Here is a 21577-nt window from a genome sequence, read left to right as displayed (position 1 = left end):
ATAGAATTTAAAGAGTTAATTTTAAAAGAAGAAGGTGCCAAAATGCTATACAAATTCATTGGGTCGGTGCTTAATTTTATCGTAGCAAAAAGACTTAAAAATTTAGAAGTATTAGGAAAAGAAAACCAACCAAATAATAATGAATACCTCGTTACGTGTAATCATGAAAGTTATAATGAAATCGTGCTATTAGGTGTTGCATTATTGCCTAACCAAATTCACTTTATGGCGAAACAAGAGTTATTCCAAAACAAACTTTTCGGGAAGTTTTTATCTGCGTTAAATGCGTTTCCGGTTAACCGTGAAAATCCGGGGCCAAGCACGTTGAAAATACCTGTTAAGTTATTGAATTCAAACAAAACGGTAGGGATTTTCCCATCAGGTCATCGTACGACAGAAGAAGTCCCGTTGAAACGTGGCGCTGCAACGATTGCGATGCTAGCGAAAAAGCCTATTTTACCAGCTGCATATGTTGGTCCAACGAAACTGTTAGGCATGTTAACTGGTAAAGCATACATTAAATTTGGAGAACCGATTGATACAACGACGTTCCCAGAAGGTATGAAACGCCAAGAAAAAGTAGAATACATTACACAACAAATTAGTGAGCGTACGAAACAATTACAACAAGAGTTAAATGCGTATGTTAAAACAAAATAGTTAAATATTGTTAAAGTGGGTAGGATATAAGCCTATTTTCAATGTTTGGCGATAGACGTGAATGAGTCGATGCATCGATTTGTTTGCGTCTTTTTTGGGTTTAATAACATATTTTCTTCAAGAAATTACGGATACTTTTAGAGATTCTTTAGTTTCAGATGAAGTAAATCATAATTTGGATGTTTATCTTATTCATATGTGTCGTGAACTTTTGCGTTTTGTTAATAAAAATGAACGCTTAGTTAAAAATATTCGAACAAGCAGTATGTTTTCCGTGCTGATGGGCATTATGCTAGATGAAATTAGTTCGGACATCTATAGATTTCTTAGTCATTCACATCAAGGTGCTTTAAAAGAATCAGAAATCGAGGGAACGGCGTCATTTTATGCAGGAGGAATGATTAATACGTTATATCAACATTTAAGACGATATAATCAAATAGATGAAACGGAATTTATAGGGATGATTACACCACATTTCAAACTATAAACGGTCAGTAAATGGCGTGATGTATAGTATGGAAATGGTTCCTACTGAGTGATTCGAAATATGTAAGCGGCAGTAGGTAATGCGTTTTAACAACCTTTGGAACGCTAACGTATAGTCCTAGCTAAAATTTACTAACCGCTGTTTCGTGTTCTATGTTTTGCATGCTATAATATTGATATCTGAATATTCGGGAAGAGGGGTAGCCATGACGAAAGCGGTATTATTTGATGTAGATGGTGTATTTTTAGATGAAGCAAGATGTTTTGATGTGTCAGCTTTAACAGTTTATGAACTTTTATTTGATGAAGCGTATTTAAATTTAAAAAAAGGGGAAGACTTGTCGACGCTCACTGATTCACAGATTGCGGCGATACGTTCTGAGTTATTCGAGAATGATTTAGTGTTACATCGTCTCAAATCACTAGGTATTAATTCAAACTGGGATATGTTGTTTATCGTATTTGCAATCCATTTAATTGATTTATTGGAGCCATTGTCAGATGACGTGAAAGCATCATTTTTGGATGAAACGTCATTTAATGACACAGCTTTAGCGTCATTGCGTGAACATATTACATACAAAGGGATTGACTATGCGTTACCATTGGACTTTTTAAATAACCTAACGGAAGGTAAGGAACAAATTTATCAAGCGTTGCGAGATTATGCAGGACGTGTGTTAAAGACAGACCAAACAGCGTTATTCGATATTAACAGTCGCTTATGGCAGTTGGCACAAGAGTTATATCAAGAATGGTATTTAGGTACAACATTGTATGAAGAGGTTGAAAAGAAACAGCCGAAGACGACGTATAAAAAAGGCTATATATACGATGAAGTCGTACTTGCACCGGTTGAAGGCATTCGTACGTTGCTACAAGATCTTAAAGATGCGGGCTATATGATCGCGATTGCGACGGGTCGTACACGTGTTGAGACGTTGATTCCTTTTGAAGCGCTTGGCTTGTTGTCTTATTTTGATGATGCACATATTGTAACGGCAAGTGAAGTCATCGCTGCAGAAAAACAATATCCAGACTTGAAACCATTAGGAAAGCCAAATCCATTTAGTTATATCGCTACGTATAATGGCAATGATGTTTCACAATACTATGATTATGCGACGAATCAGACGAAACGTGTGAATCATAATGAAGTGACGATTGTTGGCGATTCACTCGCAGACTTGATTAGTGCACAAAAAATTAACGCAGCGTTTATTGGTACGTTAACAGGATTAAAAGGCACTGAAGCAGCAGAAGAGTTAAATGCTAAAGGTGCGGATGTATTAGTGAACCATGTATTAGAAATTCGCCAACATTTATTATAAGCGGTAAAAAACAGACATTTCGCGAGAATGTCTGTTTTTTTACGAGCAAATTAGGCAGGTAAGTGATTTAAAGTAACAGGTGTCACAGCTTTTAAACCGGGTATTGCTAATAATTTTTCTTCAACCGTTTCGTTGATTGGATGATCAATAGATAAAATCATCATTGCTTGGCCACCGATTTGTTTACGTCCAACATACATTGAAGCTATGTTGACATCACACTCACCTAAAATTTGTCCAGTTTGTCCAATCATGCCAGGTTGATCGGTATGCTGAATAATGAGTTGATGCTGTTCGGGTTTGAAATCAACAGCGTAGTCATTGATACGGACAATACGAGGACCAAAGCCGTTTAAAACTGTTGTACCAATTTTAACACGGTCTTCTTTGTTAATCAGTTCAACTTCAATATAGTTGCTAAAGCCTTGTTTTTTTTTCGTTTTTTCAATTGTATACGTGACATTTTGTTCATTCAAGAGCATAAGGGCATTGATTAAGTTAACGTGGTTGCCCATATCTTGTTCTAAAACACCTTTTGCTAATGTACGCGTCATAATGCTCGTATCATCCATTGCAAGATCACCACCGTAAGTGATATTCATCGTGCGTGGTGCTTTCGGTAGTAATTGAATACCGATTTCACCTGTAATTTGTGCCAGTTCGACAAATGGTTGAATCTCTTTAGATGTATTGAAAATAACGTTTGGCGCATTTACAGCATGTGTTACTTTTTGATGTTTCAGTATGTCGATAATCTCTCCAGCTACAGAGAGTGCGACTTTCTCTTGCGCTTCAATCGTTGAGGCACCAAGATGCGGGGTCACAACGATTTTAGGATGTTGCGTGACCGCTGAATCGATCGCTGGCTCATGTTCAAATACGTCAAGCGCCGCACCTGCAATTTTTTGTTCATCAAGCGCACGAATCAATGCTTGTTCATCTATAATACCACCACGTGCAACGTTAATAATGCGTAAGTTTGGTTTTGCACCGTTGAAAAAGTCGTCGTTAATCATGCCACGTGTTTTATCAGTGAGCGGTGTATGAACCGTGACAAAGTCTGCCGCTTCAGCAATTTCTTCAACTGTTGCGCGTGTGAAATCAAGCTCGTTCGCTTGCGCTTCAGTGAGATACGGATCAAATGCAAGCACACGCATACCGAAACTTTGCATACGTTTCGCAACACCAATTCCAATTCTACCCGTGCCAATCACACCAAGTGTTTTTTGATACAATTCTGTACCACGAAATGTTTTGCGATCCCATGTACCGCTAGTGAGAGAGGCATGCGCTTGTGGAATATTGCGCGCCATGCTTAATAACATTGCGACAGAGTGTTCCGTTGCTGAAATAGTATTACCGTCTGGTGCATTAATGACGATAATGCCTTCTTTCGTTGCGGTATCAATATCAATGTTATCTACACCCACACCAGCACGCGCGACGACTTTTAGTTTAGTTGCTGCTTGTAATATTTTAGCTGTCACTTGTGTTTGACTGCGTACAATGAGTGCATCATAGTCTCTAATTGCTGTGACGAGTTCCGATTCAGATAAACCTGTATTGTGTACGACTTCAAATGCATCATCCAAGTGTAATTGTTGTAAACCATCATCAGAGATAGGGTCTGCTACGAGTACTTTATAACGCATGATTGAGCACCTCCATAAATGCTGTTGTCCCTTTACCGATATAATTTTCATTGCGATAATTTGTTAAAATAAGTTCAAGACTTGCAATAAAAGGCAATAAGTCAAAAGGGGAAATAAAGCCCATATGACCAACCCGTAAAATCTTGCCTTTTAACTTACCTTGTCCGCCCGCAATCGAAATATTGTAAGTCGCTGACAACTCATTTTTAATATGTTTGAGTTCATCACTATCTCTTGGAACAAAGGCGGTAACAGTTGGTGATGCTGCATCTTCTGCAACTAATAAGTCCAATTTTAATGCTTGAAGTGCACGACGAACAGCATCTCGAATGATATAGTGACGTTGTACGACATGTGGTAACCCTTCTGCTTCAATCATTTCACTGTATTGCACAACGCCTCGAAATGCTGGTACATTCGGCGTATACGGTGTTGTATGTGCTTCAAGTGAACGATGATGTTTCGCAAGATTTAAATAAAACGATGGACTTTCAACCGTTTTAAATCGTTCAAGCGCACGGTCATTATAAGCAACAAATGCAAGACCTGGTGGTAACATCATCGCTTTTTGACTGCCGGCTACTAAAACATCAATTTGATCACGTGTCATATCGACGTCTACAGCACCGATGCAACTAACCCCATCGACGACAAAGTAAATTGAATCATCATATTGTTTTAACGCGTGTCCAAGTTCAGCTACTGGGTGAAGCACCGAAGTAGACGTTTCACAGTATTGAGTAAAAACAGCCGTAATCGGATGTTCTATTGATTGAATAAACGCAATGACTTCTTCCGTATTGAATGATTGCCCCCATTCTACGTTAAAAACATGAAGATTGTGGGCATATGTCTCAGCAATTTGTTGAAAACGTGCACCAAATGCACCGGATACAATCACGACAATATGATCTTCTGGATTGACGAGGTTGCGCATGCTTGCCTCTAAAGCACTCGTCCCACTAGAAGTTAAAATAATGACATCGTTTGGTGCACCGAAAGTTGTTTTTAAACCTGCAAAAGCTTGTTCTGCAATCGCTTCAAAGTCAGCAGAACGATGTCCAACCATGGGCAAATTCATCGCATTTTGTATTGCCAATGGCACGGGTGTTGGACCCGGTGTTAATAATAAAGCGTGGTGTGTATACATAGATAAGAACCCCCTATGAGTAGATTTTCTAATTTTATCAAATTTTCAGATAAAAAGGTAGGTGGATATTGAAAGAAATTTCTTTTGGAATAGGTGTGAAGAAAATAAAAAGAGGGTACGTGCACAAATGGATAGTCGCATTGTACACGTGATAACTGTCTAAAAATGATGAATTAAGTAGGGTTTTCAACTTTTATAGTAGGTTGCACGTCAATCGCTACGTTACCGCGTAAACTGTTAGAAACGATGCAATTTTGATCCGCAATAGCAACTAGGCGGTCAATACGCTGTTGGAGTTTGGTTACTTGTTGTGAATCAGACAATGTAATGATAGGGCGGTGTGTTATTTTAACCATACGAAACTTTTTATTTTCAAATGAAGCGGTACCAGTAGATTGCATTTCTATTTTGAGCGGTGTTAAATGCGCGCGCTCAAGTGTTGCTGCGAGTGAAATCGTCATACAACTTGCGGCAGCAGCGACTAACAATTCATCAGGATTCGTGCCTGTACCTTGACCACCTAACGCACTTGGAATGGAAACGTCATGGTTAAGTACATCGCCTGTTAATTGTCCGACTTCATCGCGCCCACCTTGCCATGTTATCGTAATTGGAAAATCGTGTTGAACCATTTTTGATATTCACTCCATTTCATTATGTGTTATGTTTAGTGTAGTGAAAGCTTGGACAAAAAGAAAGGAAGACCGTTTATGAAATTAGCGAGACCTAGTAAAGCATTTAAAGTGATTGCTCATCGTGGCTTGTCACAACAATACCCTGAAAATACAAAACGAGCGTATCAAGCAGCATTAAGCCAACATATTGATATGCTAGAAATTGATTTACATATGACGAAAGATGGTGTGTTGGTCGGTATTCATGATGATACGATAGACCGTACATCTAACGGAAAAGGTGCAATCAAAGAGCTTACGTTAGAAGCGTTGCGTAGCTTCAACTTTAGCCGTCAATCTGACTTTGCTGAAAATGTGTCGATTATGACATTTGATGAAATATTAACGTTGTGTAAAAACTATTCTAAGACGTTATTAATCGAAGTGAAAAAACCTAAAAATTATCCGAATATTGGCGAACAAATTATTCAAAAACTTAAAAATCATGCATTTCCAACAAACCGTGTGATCATCCAGTCTTTTGATCAAACATTTATCCAACAAATGGCTGAAATAGTACCTTACATGCATTATGGTGTGTTGATTAGTAAGAGAAAGTACTGGTTAAAACAGCCGACATTTAGTGAGATTGCAAAATATGCAGATTACGTCAATCCAAACTATCAACTGATTAATAAAAAATTTATTGCACGTGCACATGCAGTCGGGTTAAAAATCATGCCATATACAGTGAACGATAGTCAAACAGCGAAAAAGCTGATTCAATTAGGTGTCGATGGTGTGATTACAGATATACCCGATGAGATTTTTAAGTTATAAAATAAAGTGGTGGAGAGGGAGCGGGACAGAAAGCTCATTTTTAGAAAAAGCTTTCGTCGTCCCGCCCCGGCAAGGGTGACTAAGAAGTGAAAAAAGTTTTTTAAAACGCATTTTCACTTCAGACACCTACTGCCATTAATGCTTTTCCCTAACTTTTTGGGATGTTTTTTTCCTTATGCCTTAGCCCCTCGTTCCACCACTTTTTACGTGTTAATCATTTTCAATTGAGTTGAGTTTGTCCCAAGCACCTAACGCAACAGCTAAATCAAAGTGGGCTGCACCGACACATTTGAAAACTGTAATACTGTCATCATGCCGTGTGATTTGTCCATTTAAAGACAATGACTTCAAATCATCATCATGTTGATCAAAGGAAAATAGTCCTTTTTCATCAGCTTCGATAAATTCTCCCGCTTCTTCTTTCACACCTTCCAAATCATCGAAAACAATTTGAGATGCATGCGGAAATAGACGATTATCCATTTCTTTCATTTCAGGACGATATGAGCCGATGCCATTGATATGTGTCCCTTTTTGAATATCATCAGCATTGAACACAGGTGTTAACGACTGTGTTTGACAGTTAATAATGTCGGAACGTTTAACGAGTTCTGATACATCTGTCACGACTTCAAAGTCAACGTCTGGATGTTGTTCAGAAACACGTGCTTGAAACGCTGTTGCTTTATCAACGGTACGATTGTACAACAATACTTTTTTAATAGGACGTACAGCTATATTGCCTAAAAGTTGTTCATATGCCATACCGCCTGTACCAATCATACCGAGTGTTTGTGAATCTGTACGGCTCATATATTTAGAAGCAATGCCACTTAATGCCCCTGTACGTAGACGCGTCAAATAACTCCCATCTAAACTGGCAATATGTTTACCTGTCTGAAGGTCGGTAATAATAATATTTGCTTGTGTTGTTGGTCTATGATGTTGTGGATTCTCCGGTGTAATAGAAGTAATTTTAATAATCCCTTGTTGTTTGCCAAGGTGAACGCAAGGCATATAAAGCATCGACTTCGCACCTTCACCCGTTGGAATAACGACACGCGTTGTTTGGCTAACAGCATCCATATTTTTAAACAAATGCTCAATATCTTCAATAGCATCTGTCATATGATAATGTGCCTTGACTTGCGCTTCTGTATACACTTTCATCGTAACATCTCCCTTTGTCAAAACTTTAACTCCAGTATAGAAAAGATTTTGAGTAATGAAAAGTGATACGTGAAATTGAATAGGGGGTGTGCATTTCCGAATACATAATCATTAAAAAATGAAAAATTTTTAATCATCTATTCACCACAGAAGTTATTCATTCTTTTCTTTGTAACCCAGTGCTTTACCTGCTATGAGGCCAGCCAAAATATAGCCTAACGGTCTTAGAATTGAGTCACCTAATTCAGTTTTAAAGTAAAACATAGAAAGGAAGATAATGATAGCAATTAATAAAAGAAGCTTACTTTTTACGTATAACATCATATCAGCCTCCAATATACTTGTTACACACAGTTTAACATAATGTTTGAATCAAATTGTTTGAGGAAAGTACATACTAAAGGAACGTGATATTCAAAAAGGAAAGACGGCAGTTATACTCGCCTACCAAAAATTAATTTGGAACAGACTATTTTGTTATAGTATTATGTATTTAGAATCATGAAGGAATCGTTTCTATTGCGAGACTCCTTGCAGGGAGTGGCTGCAGAAGCCGTTTTGAGGCTTCGTAGCACCACCCCAACAACTATGATTAGACTTGTACTTATGCGTAGCAATATGTAGAAGTCAATCATAGACTGTGAATTAGCCGAAGTGAGAAATCCAGAAATGCTTCTAAATACTTCAAATTAAAGCGTTTATTAGTTCGAGCGAGGCCTGCAGGAAAGCGAGCAATAAAGAAACGAAGGTCGATAAAAAAGCACACAACCCCAATTGATTGTACGCTTGGAAATGCCTAGCTATTTCTACATTTATAAAATTACAACAAAACTAGGCATTTTTAATAATCTGACCACCACAAAAGATGGACAGCAACAAATAAAGAAAAAAACCAAGAAAGGGCGAACCCAATCTTGGTTTTGAAAACGTAAACGATATCTTAACGTGAGTAGTACTCAACGATTAATTGTTCGTTAATTTCAGCAGGTAACTCGCTACGTTCTGGTAAACGTACGAAAGAACCTTTTAAGTTGTCTGCATCGAAGTCTAAGTAGTCAGGAACAAAGTTACTGATTTCTACAGATTCAGCGATGATTGCAAGTTTTTGTGATTTTTCACGAACTGCAATTTCTTGACCTGGTTTTAAAGTGTATGATGGGATGTCAACACGTTTACCATCAACTAAGATGTGACCGTGGTTAACTAATTGACGTGCTTGACGACGTGTACGAGCTAAACCTAATGCGTATACTACAGCGTCTAAACGGCTTGCAAGTAATACCATGAAGTTTTCACCGTGTACACCACCTTGTTTACCAGCAGTGTTGAAAGTGTTACGGAATTGACGTTCTGTCATACCGTATAAGTAACGTAATTTTTGTTTTTCACGTAATTGTAAACCATACTCTGATAATTTTTTACGTTGTGTAGGACCGTGTTGTCCTGGTGCGTATGGACGTTTATCTAATTCTTTACCAGTACCTGATAATGAAATACCTAAACGACGAGATTTTTTCCAGCTTGAACCTCTGAATCGAGCCATAATTGACTCCTCCTTTTTCTTTTTTGTTGTTATGAAAAAACAAAAAAGAGTGTTAAATGCTCGATAGGATATGGTGTTTTCTGTGTCCTCGCCTCATAGCTACGGTTACACGGCACGCCCGCTTCGGGAACACTATAGCGCCTATCAATATTTAACTGCTATTTTCGTTTATTCACACAAATTCCATTTTAACATGTAGATTTTGTTTGTCAATGCTTGGACTTATTTTTCTTAAAGATGTTTTTCTAATGTGTTGACAAATGTTGCTAATCCAGCTTCATCTTCTTGTGAGAAACGATCTTTAATCGGTGCATCAATATCTAACACGCCGATGACTTGTCCATCTTTGTGCAGTGGCAATACAATTTCAGACTGGCTTGCGGCATCACATGCGATATGACCAGGAAAAGCATTCACATCAGCGACACGTTGGATGGCATCTTCTTGAACGGCTGTACCGCACACACCGCTGCCTACTTGAATATGCACACATGCCGGTTTACCTTGGAAAGGACCAAGAATTAAGGCGTCATTTTTCATTAAATAAAAGCCGACCCAGTTAATTTGATCAAGATTTTGATTTAAAAGGGCTGAGGCGTTACTTAAGTTTGCGATAAGATCTGTCTCGCCGTCGAGTAGTGCATCAAGTTGTCGTGCTACTAAAGCATAATCTGTCTGTTTCGTCGTCATCTTCTTCACTCACTTTTCCTAAAATTTAAAGATATTATAGCTTTTTCAATTTTTTCGTGCAATATTTCGAGCCGCTCGATACAAATATTTGTTGAAGTACTGAAAATTTTTAGATTTCGATTTAATGCCATGATAAATTACGTTATAATAGTTGTATGTATTTAGGAGGAGAAGAATGAACATGTTATTGTATATCATACTAGCGGTTATTATTATCATTTTAATTGGCATTGGTATCTTGTTCTATATGCGTTCAAACAAGCGTACGATCATTCAAGAAGCTGAAACGCGTAGGGAAAAGCTGAACAAGCTGTCGTATGACGAAAGTTTAGAAAAGCTGAAACAACTTCATTTATCTGGTGAAACGAAGCAACGCTATGAGTCATTAAGTAAAGAATGGACGCAAGCGACGAACGATTTTTTAGCACCGGTAGATGAAAAAATTCATGAAGCGGAAGTAACGCTTGATAAGTTTAAGTTTTCGCAAGCGCAGATTGAAATTGATGATGCGCATAGTTTAATGGATGAATATGAAGCGAAATATCAAACGTTAACTGAACAAGCGGAAGAAGTATGCAATCTTCATCAAGAAAGTGACAAGATTTATGAGGAGACAAAAGCGAGTCATCGTAAAATGAAGCGTGACGTCTTAGCAAATCGTCATCAATATGGTGAAGCAGCGGCGCCACTTGAACAAGAGATTGAAGCATTTGAGCCGGAAATTGAACGTTATCAAGCATTGAAAGATGCTGGTGACTATCAAGAAGCGCATACACACATTAAAGGCTTAAACGATGATATCACTTATTTACAACAAGATATGACAGAAATTCCAGACCTTATTCGAGAAGCACAAAAGGAATTGCCTGGTCAGTTCCAAGATTTGAAATATGGCGTGCGTGACTTGAAAGTAGAAGGTTACGATTTAGATCATGTCAAAGTAGACAGTACGTTACAAAGCTTGAAAACTGAGTTGAGCTTTGTAGAACCAATGATTAGTAAGTTAGAACTTGATTCAGCAAATCAAAAGTTGGAAGAGATTAATAACCAACTTGATGTGATGTATGATTTAATTGAACATGAAGTAAAATCTAAAAATGCGGTGGAAGAATCTAAAGAACGTATTACAGATGAATTATTCCATGCAAAAGATATGAACTATACATTACAAACAGAAATCGAATACGTTCGTGAAAATTACTATATTAATGAAAGTGATGTTCAAAACGTACGACAATTCGAAAATGAAATTCAAAACTTGATTGCTGTTTATGACGATATTTTATCTGAAATGTCTAAGTCTGCTGTTCGTTACAGTGAAGTGCAAGATAACTTGAAGTACATTGAAGATCACGTTGCGGTTATCAATGAAAAACAAGAAAAATTACAAAATCATTTGATCTCATTAAGAGAAGATGAAGCGGAAGCAGAAGAACATATTTTACGTGTTCAAAGTAAAAAAGAAGAGATTTATCGTCGTCTTCTTGCTTCTAACTTAACGAGTGTACCAGAGCGCTTTATCATTTTGAAAAACGAAATTGATTACGAAGTGCGCGATGTGAACAAGCGTTTCAACGAACGTCCTATTAATGTACAACAATTGAAAGACAAGGTTAACAAAGTTGTGCTTCAAATGAATAAATTTGAAGATGAAGCCAATGATGTTTTAATCAACGCTGTTTATGCTGAGAAGTTAATTCAATACGGTAACCGATATCGTAAAGATAATCATGAATTAGATAAGAGCTTAAACGAAGCGGAACGTTTATTCAAAAATAACCGTTATAAACGCTCAAGCGAAATCTCTGAACAAGCACTTGAACGTGTTGAACCAGGTATTAGCCAACATATTGAGCGTGAAGTAATGGCACAACAATAATATAAGTGCAGACCATGATGTGTTTTTTAAGCATCATGGTTTTTTTATGTCACTATACTTGGATGTGGAATGATATTTTTTCATCAGAACAGATAAGAATTGAAAATTGAATGGGGCTGGGACATAAGGAAAATCATCCTAAATAATTAGCGGAAAAGCAGTAATTGGCAGTAGGTGTCTGAAGTGAAAATGTGTTTTAAAAAACTTTTTTCACTTCTAGTCACCCTTGCCGGGGCGGGACGACGAAAGCTTTTTGTAAAAATGAGCTTTCTGTCCCGCTCCCAAATTCAAAGTGCTTTTGTCCTAACTTGGAAATGACGTTTAATTTTTGACATAAGACTTTATACAATAATCCTAGATTTTTAGCTATTCATTTCAATAAATTTTATAGTACAATGAAATAATGATTAATGTGAGAAGGAGTCCTAGTGATGCTATATTTTGATAATGCGGCAACGACACAGCCTGATGCGTCCGTTTTAGATAGTTTTATGAAGGTCAATCAGCAATTTTATTTCAATCCGAATAGTCCACATGACAAAGGCGTGGCGTCCAGCCGTTTGCTGCAACAAGCACGAACACAAGTTCACAAAACACTACAACTTCAAGATGAAACGGTTATTTTCACAAGCGGTGCCACAGAGTCTAACAATATGGCGTTGAAAGGTGTGGCTTATCAAAAGAAACATTTCGGTCGTACACTGATTACTTCTGTATTGGAACACCCGTCTGTGCTTGAAGTGATGCGTGCATTGGAAATGGAAGGATTTACATTAAAATATGTCAATGTGACGAAAGAAGGACGTATTGATTTAGAGCATTTAAAATCGCTCATGTCTTCTGATGTGATATTAGTCACTTGTATGCACGTGAATAATATTATGGGACAAGTACAACCTATCGCAGAAATTGTTGAATTGTTAAAAGACTATCCTAAAGTGCATTTCCATGTCGACGCTGTGCAAGCAATGGGCAAAGTACCGTTGATTACGAAAGGTGTAGATAGTCTTGCGTTAAGTGGACATAAGTTCAATGGTTTAAAAGGACAAGGCGTGCTTATTTTAAAAAACATGCACAATATCCAACCAATCATCCATGGTGGCGGTCAAGAATTTGCATTGCGTAGTGGGACGGTCAATGTACCGATGGATGTCGCTTGTGCAAAAGCGATGCGTTTAGCTGAAGATCGTCGCGAACAAATGATGACAACACTTGCTGACATCAACGAACAAATAAGAGCGTACGTGTCACAGCATCCGGGTGTGTATATTAATTCACCAGCCGATGCATCGCCACATGTGTTAAATATTGCCTTTCCAGGTGTGCGTGGAGAAGTACTTGTCAATGCGTTTTCAAAACAAGGTGTTATGCTTTCAACAACAAGTGCTTGTTCTTCAAAACATGCGAAAGTCAATGAAGTACTTCAAGCGATGGGTATTTCAACATCACGCATTTTAGGAAGTATCCGATTATCTTTTGATTACAATACACAACCAACAGACGTCAAAGCATTTCAAGATGCCTTTGATACAGTTTATGAAGAAGTTAAGGAGCTGCTCGAAAAATGATATATGATCATATTCTTGTAAGATATGGAGAACTAACATTAAAAGGTGGAAACCGAAAAGTATTCGTCAATCAATTGCGTTCAAATGTGAAGCGTTCATTGATGCCATTAACCGGTTATGAAGTAAAAGCCAACCGTGACCGTATGTATATTAAATTAGAACCACATGCCGATGTTGAAGAGATGATGTCACGTATCTCAAAAGTTTTCGGCGTGCATTCCATTAGTCCCGTTTTAAAAATCGAGAAGTCGATGGATGCAGTCTACGAACATGCGATTCGCTTTGCTGAAAAATATGCAGAAGGCGATAGTTTTAAAGTAGAAGTAAAGCGTAGTGATAAACAATTTGAATATGAAACTTTTGCAATTCAACGTATGGTCGGTGGCGAAGTGTTGAAAAATGTCCCGGGCTTACACGTAGATGTACGTCAGCCAGATCATCAAATTATGGTAGAAGTTCGCTTAGATGCTATTTATATGTATGATCGTAACATCCAAGCAATCGGGGGTTTACCGGTTGGAACAGGTGGTAAGACATTGCTTATGTTGTCAGGCGGTATTGATTCGCCAGTCGCCGGTATGGAAGTCATGCGTCGCGGTGTAACGATTGAAGCGATTCATTTCCACAGTCCACCATTTACGAGTGAAAAAGCGAAACAAAAAGTGATTGAATTGACACGCATTATGGCAGAACGTGTCGGTAATATTAAGCTGCATATTGTGCCATTTACAGAAGTACAAAAACAAATTCATAAAGTCGTACATGAGCGTTATACAATGACATCAACACGTCGTATGATGTTGCGTATTGCAGATAAAGTCGCACATCAAGTAGAAGCAGATGCAATTGTAAACGGCGAGAATTTAGGTCAAGTGGCCAGTCAAACGTTGAAGAGTATGTATGCGATTAATGCTGTGACATCAACGCCAATTTTACGTCCATTACTTTCTTTAGATAAGGAAGAAATCGTCGCAAAAGCGAAAGCAATCGGTACGTTTGAAACGTCGATTCAACCGTATGAAGATTGTTGTACGATTTTTACGCCAAAACATCCAGTGACCGAACCGCAATATGATAAAGTCTTGAAATATGAATCTGGCTTTGATTTTGAAGAGATGTTGAATGAGGCTGTCGCAAATATTGAAACACTTGTTATTGATAAAAATTATGATGCACAACAAGCGTCAGAACAAACATGGGAAGACGACTTATTCTAATATCATAAATCGACAAAGGGGATGATGATATGTTAATGGAATGGGATTGGACTGTAATCCTTATTATTATTGCTTTTGGCTTTTTAGCAGCGTTTATTGATGCTGTTGTTGGTGGTGGCGGCTTAATTTCAATACCTGCGTTGCTTGCAGTTGGGTTGCCACCCGCTACAGCACTTGGAACGAATAAACTTGCGAGTGCGTTCGGCTCGCTTACAAGCACACTGCGTTATTTACGCTCTGGAAAAGTAGATTTAAAAATTGTCGCCAAACTTTTCCCACTGTCATTTATTGCGTCAATCTGTGGGGCAATATTAGCTGTTTATTTACCAGCAGAATTACTCAAACCATTAGTTATTGTTGTATTAACATGTGTATTAATTTATACAGTGATGAAAAAAGATTGGGGCAGTATTCGTACATATGAAAAGTTGACACTTATGAAGTTAGTTTTGTTCGTCGGTGTTATTATACTTATCGGCTTTTATGATGGCTTTTTAGGCGGAGGGACAGGCTCATTTTTAATGTTCGCCTTTTTAATCATTGGTTTTGACTTTTTAAGCGCAGCAGGTAATGCGAAAGTGTTGAACTTTGCTTCTAACTTTGGTGCGTTGTTACTATTTATTTACTTAGGGCATGTAGACTATGTATATGGACTTGCGATGGCGGCGAGTATGATTGGCGGTTCATATTTTGGGGCATGGTTTGCATTGAAGTACGGTGTCAGTTACGTTAAAGTACTGTTTGTAGTCGTAACACTTATATTAATCTTGAAAAACTTAATCGATTATCTTTTTTAAGAACGTCAATATTACCTCTCATGACATCAGTTGTGAGGGGGATTTTTTCGTTTTTAACAGCATAGATTTTAAAATTTCATCTATAAATAGTACAAATAGAACAAGGTTTGTTATGATAAAAGAAATCAATTTTTAAAGGAGTGGGTAGAAATATGTCAAAACGCATTGTGGCAATTATATTAGCGATCGTTATTGTACTAAGTGGTATTTTAATGAGTGCAGTGACTTCGTTTGCGTCATCTATTATCAATTCAGATTTTACGATGATGAATGATGTGCCAAGTACAGTGATTGAAGAAGGCGATACGACAAAACAAATCGCTGAATTATCCGTTAAAGGGGAAATCGTTGATGCTGGTGCGGGCGCAGGTGGCTTGTTTGCGACTGCGGGTTATGACCATCAAGCAGCATTGAAACAGCTGGATACAATTAAACGTGATGATACGATTAAAGGTGTATTATTAACCGTTGATAGTCCTGGTGGAAGTACATATGCGAGTGATGAATTTTATCAAAAGTTAAAAGAAGTGAAAGCAGCAGGCAAAAAGGTCTATGTTCAAATGGAAACAATGGCCGCTTCAGGTGGGTACTATATCGCAGCACCTGCAGATAAAATTTACGCAGGACCACAAACGCTAACGGGTTCTATCGGTGTTATTATGGAATCTGTGGACTACTCTGAACTATTGAACAATTTCGGTGTTAAGACGAATACCATTAAATCCGGGGAACATAAAGATATTTTGAGTCCTTCAAGAGAGATGACTCAAGAAGAACGCGACATTTTACAATCCATTAATAAAGATAGTTTTGATCAATTCGTCAATGTCATCGTGAAAGGGCGTGACATGCCGGAATCGAAAGTACGCGAACTTGCAGATGGTCGAATTTATAGTGCACAACAAGCGAAACAAAATGGCTTAGTTGATGAAATTGGCTATAAAGATGTGGCACTTAAAGATTTGAAGAAAGCCATTAAAGCGAATGATGCACAAGTCATTAGCTTTGATGAAACGGAAGCAGGATGGAATTCGCTATTCGGTATGAAGAGCTTTTTCCAAGGCGTTCGTGCGGATATTGAACAAGTAAAATCCATTTTAAACAACGATTCACAAACAAGACCAATGTACAAATATGAAGGGTAGGTGTTTGGAATGACTGAAATACAAAACATGACAAGTGCCAATCCAACGAGCAATCGCTATAAACAAGCAGCACCTTCAGAAGCAACAGCGCCGTTATCCATGAGCCAATATGAGTTAGATGCCTTTCTATACGCGGGTTTCGGCCGTCGCTTTTTCAGTTATATCATCGACATCATTATTTTGTGGGCTGTCACACAACTCATACTAACACCGTTATTCACTTTAACCGGTATGGATGAATGGGAGTTATGGATTTCTTATTTTAACGTGGCGAACATGTTAAAAGCATTACTTTATTTTGCATATTTTGTGTTGATGACACGTTACTTTCAACAAACACTAGGCAAAATGATTTTAGGCATTAAAGTATATACGAATGACATTACTGCATTGTCGTGGTCAGATGTTTTGATCAGGGAATGGATCGGGCGTATTATTTCTAATGTCGTAATGGGATTACCGTATTTAGCGGTTATCTTTACACCAAAACATATTGGGGTTCACGATTACTTTGCAGATACAGTCGTTGTAAAGCAAAAATATTTAAAGCATATTCAAGCCAGTAGAAATCAAATCCGTGCGAATCAGACACAAAGTCGTTATAATGATGGAGAAACACATCAATAAGGAGGAAGACCATTGACACAAATTACATTTAAACAAACACCAGTAAATTTATTAGGTGATGAAGTAAACGTTAACGATCAAGCCCCTGACTTTACAGTGGTAGATCAAGGCTTAAATCCAGTAACTTTAGCAGATTATGCAGGTAAGAAAAAATTAATCAGCGTAGTACCATCTATTGATACAGGTGTGTGTGATCAACAAACACGTCAATTCAATGAAGCGGCTAACGATGAAGATGGTTACGTTTTAACAATTTCAGCAGACTTACCATTCGCACAAAAAAGATGGTGTGCAAGCAATGGTTTAGATAATGTGATTACATTAAGTGACTATCAAACACATTCATTTGCGAAAAACTATGGTGTGTTAATGGAAGGCTTAGTATTGTTAGCAAGAGCTGTTTTCGTATTAGATGAAAACAACAAAGTCGTATATAAAGAGATTGTTCCAGAAGGCACAGATTTTCCTGATTTTGATGCTGCATTGGAAGCATATCGAAATATTTAATACACGTTTTGAAATAGAAGGTTGAGACAATGCAACGGTTGTGCTTGTTTCAACCTTCATTTTTTATTATGCTAGAATAGACAGGCATACAGTTTAAATTGTATGAGATTTTTTAACAATACTGGTATGATAATGATATAGATTAGATTTTTGAAAGGGCGTAACTTATGACACAATCACCGTCAATCATGGAGCAGTTATTCCAACAACTCGATGAAAAGACTAAATCATTAAATGAAGAAAATGGACAAAGTTTTATTGAAAACCTTGGATTAGCGATGGAGCATTTTTATGCAACAGATCGTACGTTGTTAGAGCAAGCATCATTTCAGGATAGACGTAAAGCTTTCCAATTTGCTTATTTGAGCCAATTACAACAGGAAGAGATTCAAGCGAACCATCAAATCACGCCAGATACTATTGGGTTAGTTGTTGGGTTCTTAATCTCTCAGTTCGAGCCAAATACATCAGCAATGCATATTGCAGATCTTGGCAGTGGCTCTGGACATCTCAGCGCGACCATTCACGATGTATTGAAAGATGTCACAGTGATGCATCATCTCGTTGAAGTAGACCCAGTCTTATCACGCGTAAGTATACACTTAGCGAACTTTTTGGAGATTCCTTTTGATGTTTACCCGCAAGATGCGATTATGCCGTTGCCTTTTGAAGAAGCGGATATCGTAGTAGGTGACTTACCAATTGGTTATTATCCAGTAGATGAACGCAGTCATGATATGCAATTAGGTTTTGATGAAGGTCATAGCTATGCGCATTACTTGTTTATTGAACAAGCGATTGCCGCATTAAAACCATCTGGTTACGCTTTTTTAGTTGTACCAACGCAATTATTTGAGGGCGAGCATGTGAAACAGTTGGAAAATTTCATTGCTACAGAAACAGAGATGCAAGCATTTTTGAACTTACCTGCCAACTTATTCAAGAACAAAAATGCACAGAAATCCATTTTAGTGTTACAACGTAAAGAGCAAGGCAAGACTAAGCCTGTCGAAGTTTTTCTAGCCAATATCCCTGATTTTAAGAGCCCACAATTATTCCAAAACTTCTTAGCGGAATTACAAGAATGGCGTTCTGAAAATCATTAAAAATAACCTGTAATACGCTTGAATTACAACTGTATTAATGGTTAAATAGATGTGGATAAATTTATAGATACTGGAGGACGTTCCTATGTCAAAGTTAATTTTGGCGATTAATGCTGGTAGTTCATCATTAAAATTCCAATTAATCGAAATGCCAGAAGAAAAATTAGTTACTAAAGGTTTAATCGAACGTATTGGACTTAAAGATTCAATTTTCACAATCGAAGTTGATGGTGAAAAATTCAAAGAAGTTAAAGATATTCATAACCATGACGAAGCAGTTAACATTATGTTAGATAGCTTCCAAAAACATGGTGTTATCAATGATATCAATGACATTGATGGTACTGGACACCGCGTTGTACACGGTGGCGAAACTTTCCCAGAATCAGCATTAGTGACTGATCAAGTTGTAAGCGATATTGAAAAATTAGCTGACTTAGCACCGTTACACAACCCAGCAAACTTAATGGGTATTAATGCATTCAGAAAGTTATTACCAAATATCCCACACGTTGCGGTATTTGATACTTCATTCCACCAAACAATGCCTGAATCAGCATACCTATACAGCTTACCGTATGACTACTATAAAGATTATGGTATTCGTAAATATGGTTTCCATGGCACAAGTCACAAATATGTATCACAACGTGCTGCTGAAATTTTAGAAAAACCAATTGAAGAATTACGTATTATTTCATGTCACATCGGTAATGGTGCATCTATTACTGCTGTTGACGGTGGTGAATCAGTGGATACTTCAATGGGCTTCACACCATTAGCAGGTGTTACAATGGGTACACGTTCAGGTAACGTTGATCCAGCGTTAATTCCATTTATTATGGAAAAAACAGGTAAAACAGCTGACGAAGTTGTTAACGTATTAAACAAAGAATCTGGTTTATTAGGTATCACAGGTGAATCATCTGATTTACGTGATATTGAACAAGCAGCAAGCGAAGGTAACGAACGTGCAGAATTAGCATTAGAAATCTTTGCTTCACGCATCCATAAATACATGGGTACGTATGCTTCACGTATGCACGGTGTAGACGTGATCGTATTCACAGCAGGTGTAGGTGAAAACTCTGATGTGATTCGTGCGCGCGTATTAGAAGGCTTAGAATTTATGGGCGTTTATTGGGATCCACGTAAGAACGAAGGCTTACGCGGTAAAGAGGCAGAATTAAACTATCCTCACTCACCAGTAAAAGTACTCGTAATCCCTACAAACGAAGAAGTTATGATTGCACGTGATGTTGTAACATTCGGTAATCTATAAGAGGTTTTCAAACCTGTTACATCAAAGATTTGATCGATTTACATGTAAGAATGAAGAATCTGATTTTCTTTCAAACATGTTAAGATAGTACACCTCTCTGTTTATTTTTCACAATAAGCAGAGAGGTGTTTTTTGCGGGAGCATTAGCATAAGGTTATTATCTCATTCTGATTGTATAGCATTTAACAAAACAAATTATTCGAATGCAGATAATTTAGCTAAAAATGTGTTGAATGCTTCATTTGTAACATTTAACTTGATGGCTAATCCGGATTCTGTGCCAATGTTTGAATATCGCAATCCAGAATCCAAGTTAATATAAACTGATAAATACGCGCTATTGAAATCAATAATTGTAAAAGATAAATCTGGCTCCATAAAATAAATTTCAGACACGGGAAAAGTATATTTAAAGCGTTTCAAATTCTTTATATCATGATCAAACATAGTAAAGTCAGTGAAAATTTCATTATCTTCAAATGTGGTGGTTACTTCAAAATAAAAAATTTTAGTACCTTCTTGTATTTTAGAATCTTTTAAGGTGAATGCGATTGATGAATGACTATCGGAATAGGAAACATCTTTTAAAGTGATTTTATTGAAATTCATTTTTAATACTCCTTTTTGTTTATAATTTATAATAACTTTCGTTCCTTGTATGACTAAGGATACAAAAAATACAAGACAATCAACAAATTTAACTTAGTTTAGGCAGAAGTCGCCCATCCTCGATAGGTGGGTGATGAATGCCGTCCAGTATAAAGGTTTTCTTTGGTAACTTGAAAATTGATATACATTGCGAATTGCCTTTTGGTTTTACTTGTGTTATTTTCATTCTACATAAAAAAGCGTTAATACAACAATGGCGTTAGATACAAATAGTCATTTAGAATCCCTTCTTCACTATCCTCTTATTTTGGCAACGAAATAGCGTAGACAAGTAATTGATAATGAAATATCTGATTACTTTAGTTGCGTGGCATTATGATAAAGGCCCTATACACATTATGTTCAAAGTTTCCCCCAATCAAGCGAATAATCATAAATAGATAGGTGGTGTATCTAATGGAACGATTAAAAGCGTACAAATTTAGATTATATCCAACAGAAGAACAAGAGATATTCTTTGCTAAGTCTTTTGGTTGTGTTCGGAAAGTCTATAATCTAATGCTTCATGACCGAATAAAAGCTTATCAAGAAAAAAGAACAATCCCTCTGAGAAAATGCGTTTTCCAACACCTGCAAAATATAAAAAAGAATTCCCCTTTTTAAAAGAAGTCGATAGTCTTGCTTTAGCTAATGCACAGCTC

The 21577-nt window shown here is 37.3% G+C and carries 21 protein-coding genes and 2 pseudogenes; 15 read left to right on the top strand and 8 right to left on the bottom strand.

The window, feature by feature from the left end; genetic code table 11:
- Nucleotides 1–42 precede the first annotated feature (42 nt).
- The 3 genes from TP70_RS09400 to TP70_RS09390 all read left to right on the top strand — a co-directional run bounded on the left by TP70_RS09400 (nt 43) and on the right by TP70_RS09390 (nt 2480).
- Nucleotides 43–660 carry a lysophospholipid acyltransferase family protein gene (locus tag TP70_RS09400; protein WP_044361292.1) on the top strand — a complete coding sequence of 206 codons (618 nt, stop codon included), beginning with the start codon at nt 43–45 and terminating at the stop codon, nt 658–660.
- A gap of 94 nt (nt 661–754) precedes the next feature.
- Nucleotides 755–1150, top strand: a complete 396-nt coding sequence (locus tag TP70_RS09395; protein ID WP_156962279.1) for a hypothetical protein — start codon at nt 755–757, stop codon at nt 1148–1150.
- Nucleotides 1151–1355: 205 nt separating this feature from the next.
- Nucleotides 1356–2480, top strand: coding sequence for an HAD family hydrolase (locus TP70_RS09390; protein WP_044361208.1), 1125 nt, complete (start codon nt 1356–1358; stop codon nt 2478–2480).
- A gap of 50 nt (nt 2481–2530) precedes the next feature.
- Here TP70_RS09390 and serA read toward each other — a convergent pair whose 3' ends face one another.
- The 3 genes from serA to TP70_RS09375 all read right to left on the bottom strand — a co-directional run bounded on the left by serA (nt 2531) and on the right by TP70_RS09375 (nt 5914).
- Nucleotides 2531–4132: a phosphoglycerate dehydrogenase gene (gene serA, locus TP70_RS09385; protein WP_044361207.1), complete on the bottom strand. Its 1602-nt coding sequence runs from the start codon at nt 4130–4132 to the stop codon at nt 2531–2533.
- A complete protein-coding gene (locus TP70_RS09380; protein ID WP_044361206.1) occupies nt 4122–5282 on the bottom strand; it encodes a pyridoxal-phosphate-dependent aminotransferase family protein in 1161 nt (386 codons plus the stop codon). Before TP70_RS09380 ends, serA begins: the two co-directional genes overlap by 11 nt.
- Nucleotides 5283–5455: 173 nt before the next feature.
- Nucleotides 5456–5914, bottom strand: a complete 459-nt coding sequence (locus TP70_RS09375; protein ID WP_044361205.1) for an SACOL1771 family peroxiredoxin — start codon at nt 5912–5914, stop codon at nt 5456–5458.
- Between the two features lie 78 nt (nt 5915–5992).
- On the opposite strand from TP70_RS09375, the gene TP70_RS09370 reads away from it, so the two are divergent.
- The gene (locus tag TP70_RS09370; protein WP_044361204.1) at nt 5993–6736 is read left to right on the top strand and encodes a glycerophosphodiester phosphodiesterase; all 744 of its coding nucleotides are present in this window, start codon (nt 5993–5995) and stop codon (nt 6734–6736) included.
- A gap of 210 nt (nt 6737–6946) precedes the next feature.
- Here the strand turns inward: TP70_RS09370 and TP70_RS09365 are convergent, their stop codons facing one another.
- The 4 genes from TP70_RS09365 to TP70_RS09355 all read right to left on the bottom strand — a co-directional run bounded on the left by TP70_RS09365 (nt 6947) and on the right by TP70_RS09355 (nt 10139).
- Nucleotides 6947–7906, bottom strand: coding sequence for an ornithine cyclodeaminase family protein (locus TP70_RS09365; RefSeq protein ID WP_044361203.1), 960 nt, complete (start codon nt 7904–7906; stop codon nt 6947–6949).
- 153 nt (nt 7907–8059) lie between these two features.
- Nucleotides 8060–8230 (bottom strand): hypothetical protein, encoded by a 171-nt coding sequence (locus TP70_RS12315; RefSeq protein ID WP_156962278.1) that lies wholly within the window; start codon nt 8228–8230, stop codon nt 8060–8062.
- 616 nt (nt 8231–8846) lie between these two features.
- The gene (rpsD, locus tag TP70_RS09360; RefSeq protein ID WP_044361202.1) at nt 8847–9449 is read right to left on the bottom strand and encodes a 30S ribosomal protein S4; all 603 of its coding nucleotides are present in this window, start codon (nt 9447–9449) and stop codon (nt 8847–8849) included.
- 231 nt (nt 9450–9680) lie between these two features.
- A complete protein-coding gene (locus tag TP70_RS09355) occupies nt 9681–10139 on the bottom strand; it encodes a GAF domain-containing protein (RefSeq protein WP_044361200.1) in 459 nt (152 codons plus the stop codon).
- 181 nt (nt 10140–10320) lie between these two features.
- Between TP70_RS09355 and ezrA the strand changes: the two genes are divergently transcribed.
- The 9 genes from ezrA to TP70_RS09310 all read left to right on the top strand — a co-directional run bounded on the left by ezrA (nt 10321) and on the right by TP70_RS09310 (nt 20267).
- Nucleotides 10321–12018 carry a septation ring formation regulator EzrA gene (gene ezrA / locus TP70_RS09350; protein ID WP_044361290.1) on the top strand — a complete coding sequence of 566 codons (1698 nt, stop codon included), beginning with the start codon at nt 10321–10323 and terminating at the stop codon, nt 12016–12018.
- A 431-nt stretch (nt 12019–12449) separates the two neighbouring features.
- Nucleotides 12450–13586, top strand: a complete 1137-nt coding sequence (locus tag TP70_RS09345; RefSeq protein WP_044361199.1) for a cysteine desulfurase family protein — start codon at nt 12450–12452, stop codon at nt 13584–13586.
- Entirely contained in the window at nt 13583–14803 is a 1221-nt protein-coding gene (gene thiI / locus TP70_RS09340) for a tRNA uracil 4-sulfurtransferase ThiI (protein ID WP_044361198.1), read from the top strand. Before TP70_RS09345 ends, thiI begins: the two co-directional genes overlap by 4 nt.
- A 29-nt stretch (nt 14804–14832) precedes the next feature.
- Nucleotides 14833–15600: a TSUP family transporter gene (locus tag TP70_RS09335; protein ID WP_084207692.1), complete on the top strand. Its 768-nt coding sequence runs from the start codon at nt 14833–14835 to the stop codon at nt 15598–15600.
- Between the two features lie 152 nt (nt 15601–15752).
- Nucleotides 15753–16745: a signal peptide peptidase SppA gene (gene sppA, locus TP70_RS09330; RefSeq protein WP_044361197.1), complete on the top strand. Its 993-nt coding sequence runs from the start codon at nt 15753–15755 to the stop codon at nt 16743–16745.
- Nucleotides 16746–16754: 9 nt separating this feature from the next.
- Nucleotides 16755–17372 (top strand): RDD family protein, encoded by a 618-nt coding sequence (locus TP70_RS09325; protein ID WP_084207691.1) that lies wholly within the window; start codon nt 16755–16757, stop codon nt 17370–17372.
- 12 nt (nt 17373–17384) lie between these two features.
- On the top strand, nt 17385–17879 hold the full coding sequence (tpx, locus tag TP70_RS09320) for a thiol peroxidase (RefSeq protein ID WP_044361196.1): 495 nt from the start codon (nt 17385–17387) through the stop codon (nt 17877–17879).
- Between the two features lie 167 nt (nt 17880–18046).
- Complete coding sequence (locus TP70_RS09315) at nt 18047–18985, top strand: class I SAM-dependent methyltransferase (RefSeq protein ID WP_044361195.1); 939 nt, start codon at nt 18047–18049, stop codon at nt 18983–18985.
- A gap of 85 nt (nt 18986–19070) precedes the next feature.
- A complete protein-coding gene (locus TP70_RS09310) occupies nt 19071–20267 on the top strand; it encodes an acetate kinase (protein ID WP_044361194.1) in 1197 nt (398 codons plus the stop codon).
- Nucleotides 20268–20462: 195 nt separating this feature from the next.
- Here the strand turns inward: TP70_RS09310 and TP70_RS09305 are convergent, their stop codons facing one another.
- The gene (locus TP70_RS09305) at nt 20463–20876 is read right to left on the bottom strand and encodes a hypothetical protein (protein WP_044361192.1); all 414 of its coding nucleotides are present in this window, start codon (nt 20874–20876) and stop codon (nt 20463–20465) included.
- Nucleotides 20877–21129: 253 nt separating this feature from the next.
- Between TP70_RS09305 and TP70_RS12780 the strand changes: the two are divergent.
- Both TP70_RS12780 and TP70_RS09300 read left to right on the top strand, forming a co-directional pair.
- Nucleotides 21130–21292 (top strand): annotated as a pseudogene (locus TP70_RS12780) (transposase); the annotation flags it as partial.
- Nucleotides 21293–21332: 40 nt separating this feature from the next.
- A pseudogene (locus TP70_RS09300) lies at nt 21333–21577 on the top strand (helix-turn-helix domain-containing protein); the annotation flags it as partial.

The sequence above is a fragment of the Staphylococcus microti genome (assembly GCF_000934465.1).
Lineage (GTDB): Bacteria > Bacillota > Bacilli > Staphylococcales > Staphylococcaceae > Staphylococcus > Staphylococcus microti.
Note: the sequence above shows the minus strand (reverse complement) of the source record. Positions and strands in the feature narration are given on the sequence as shown.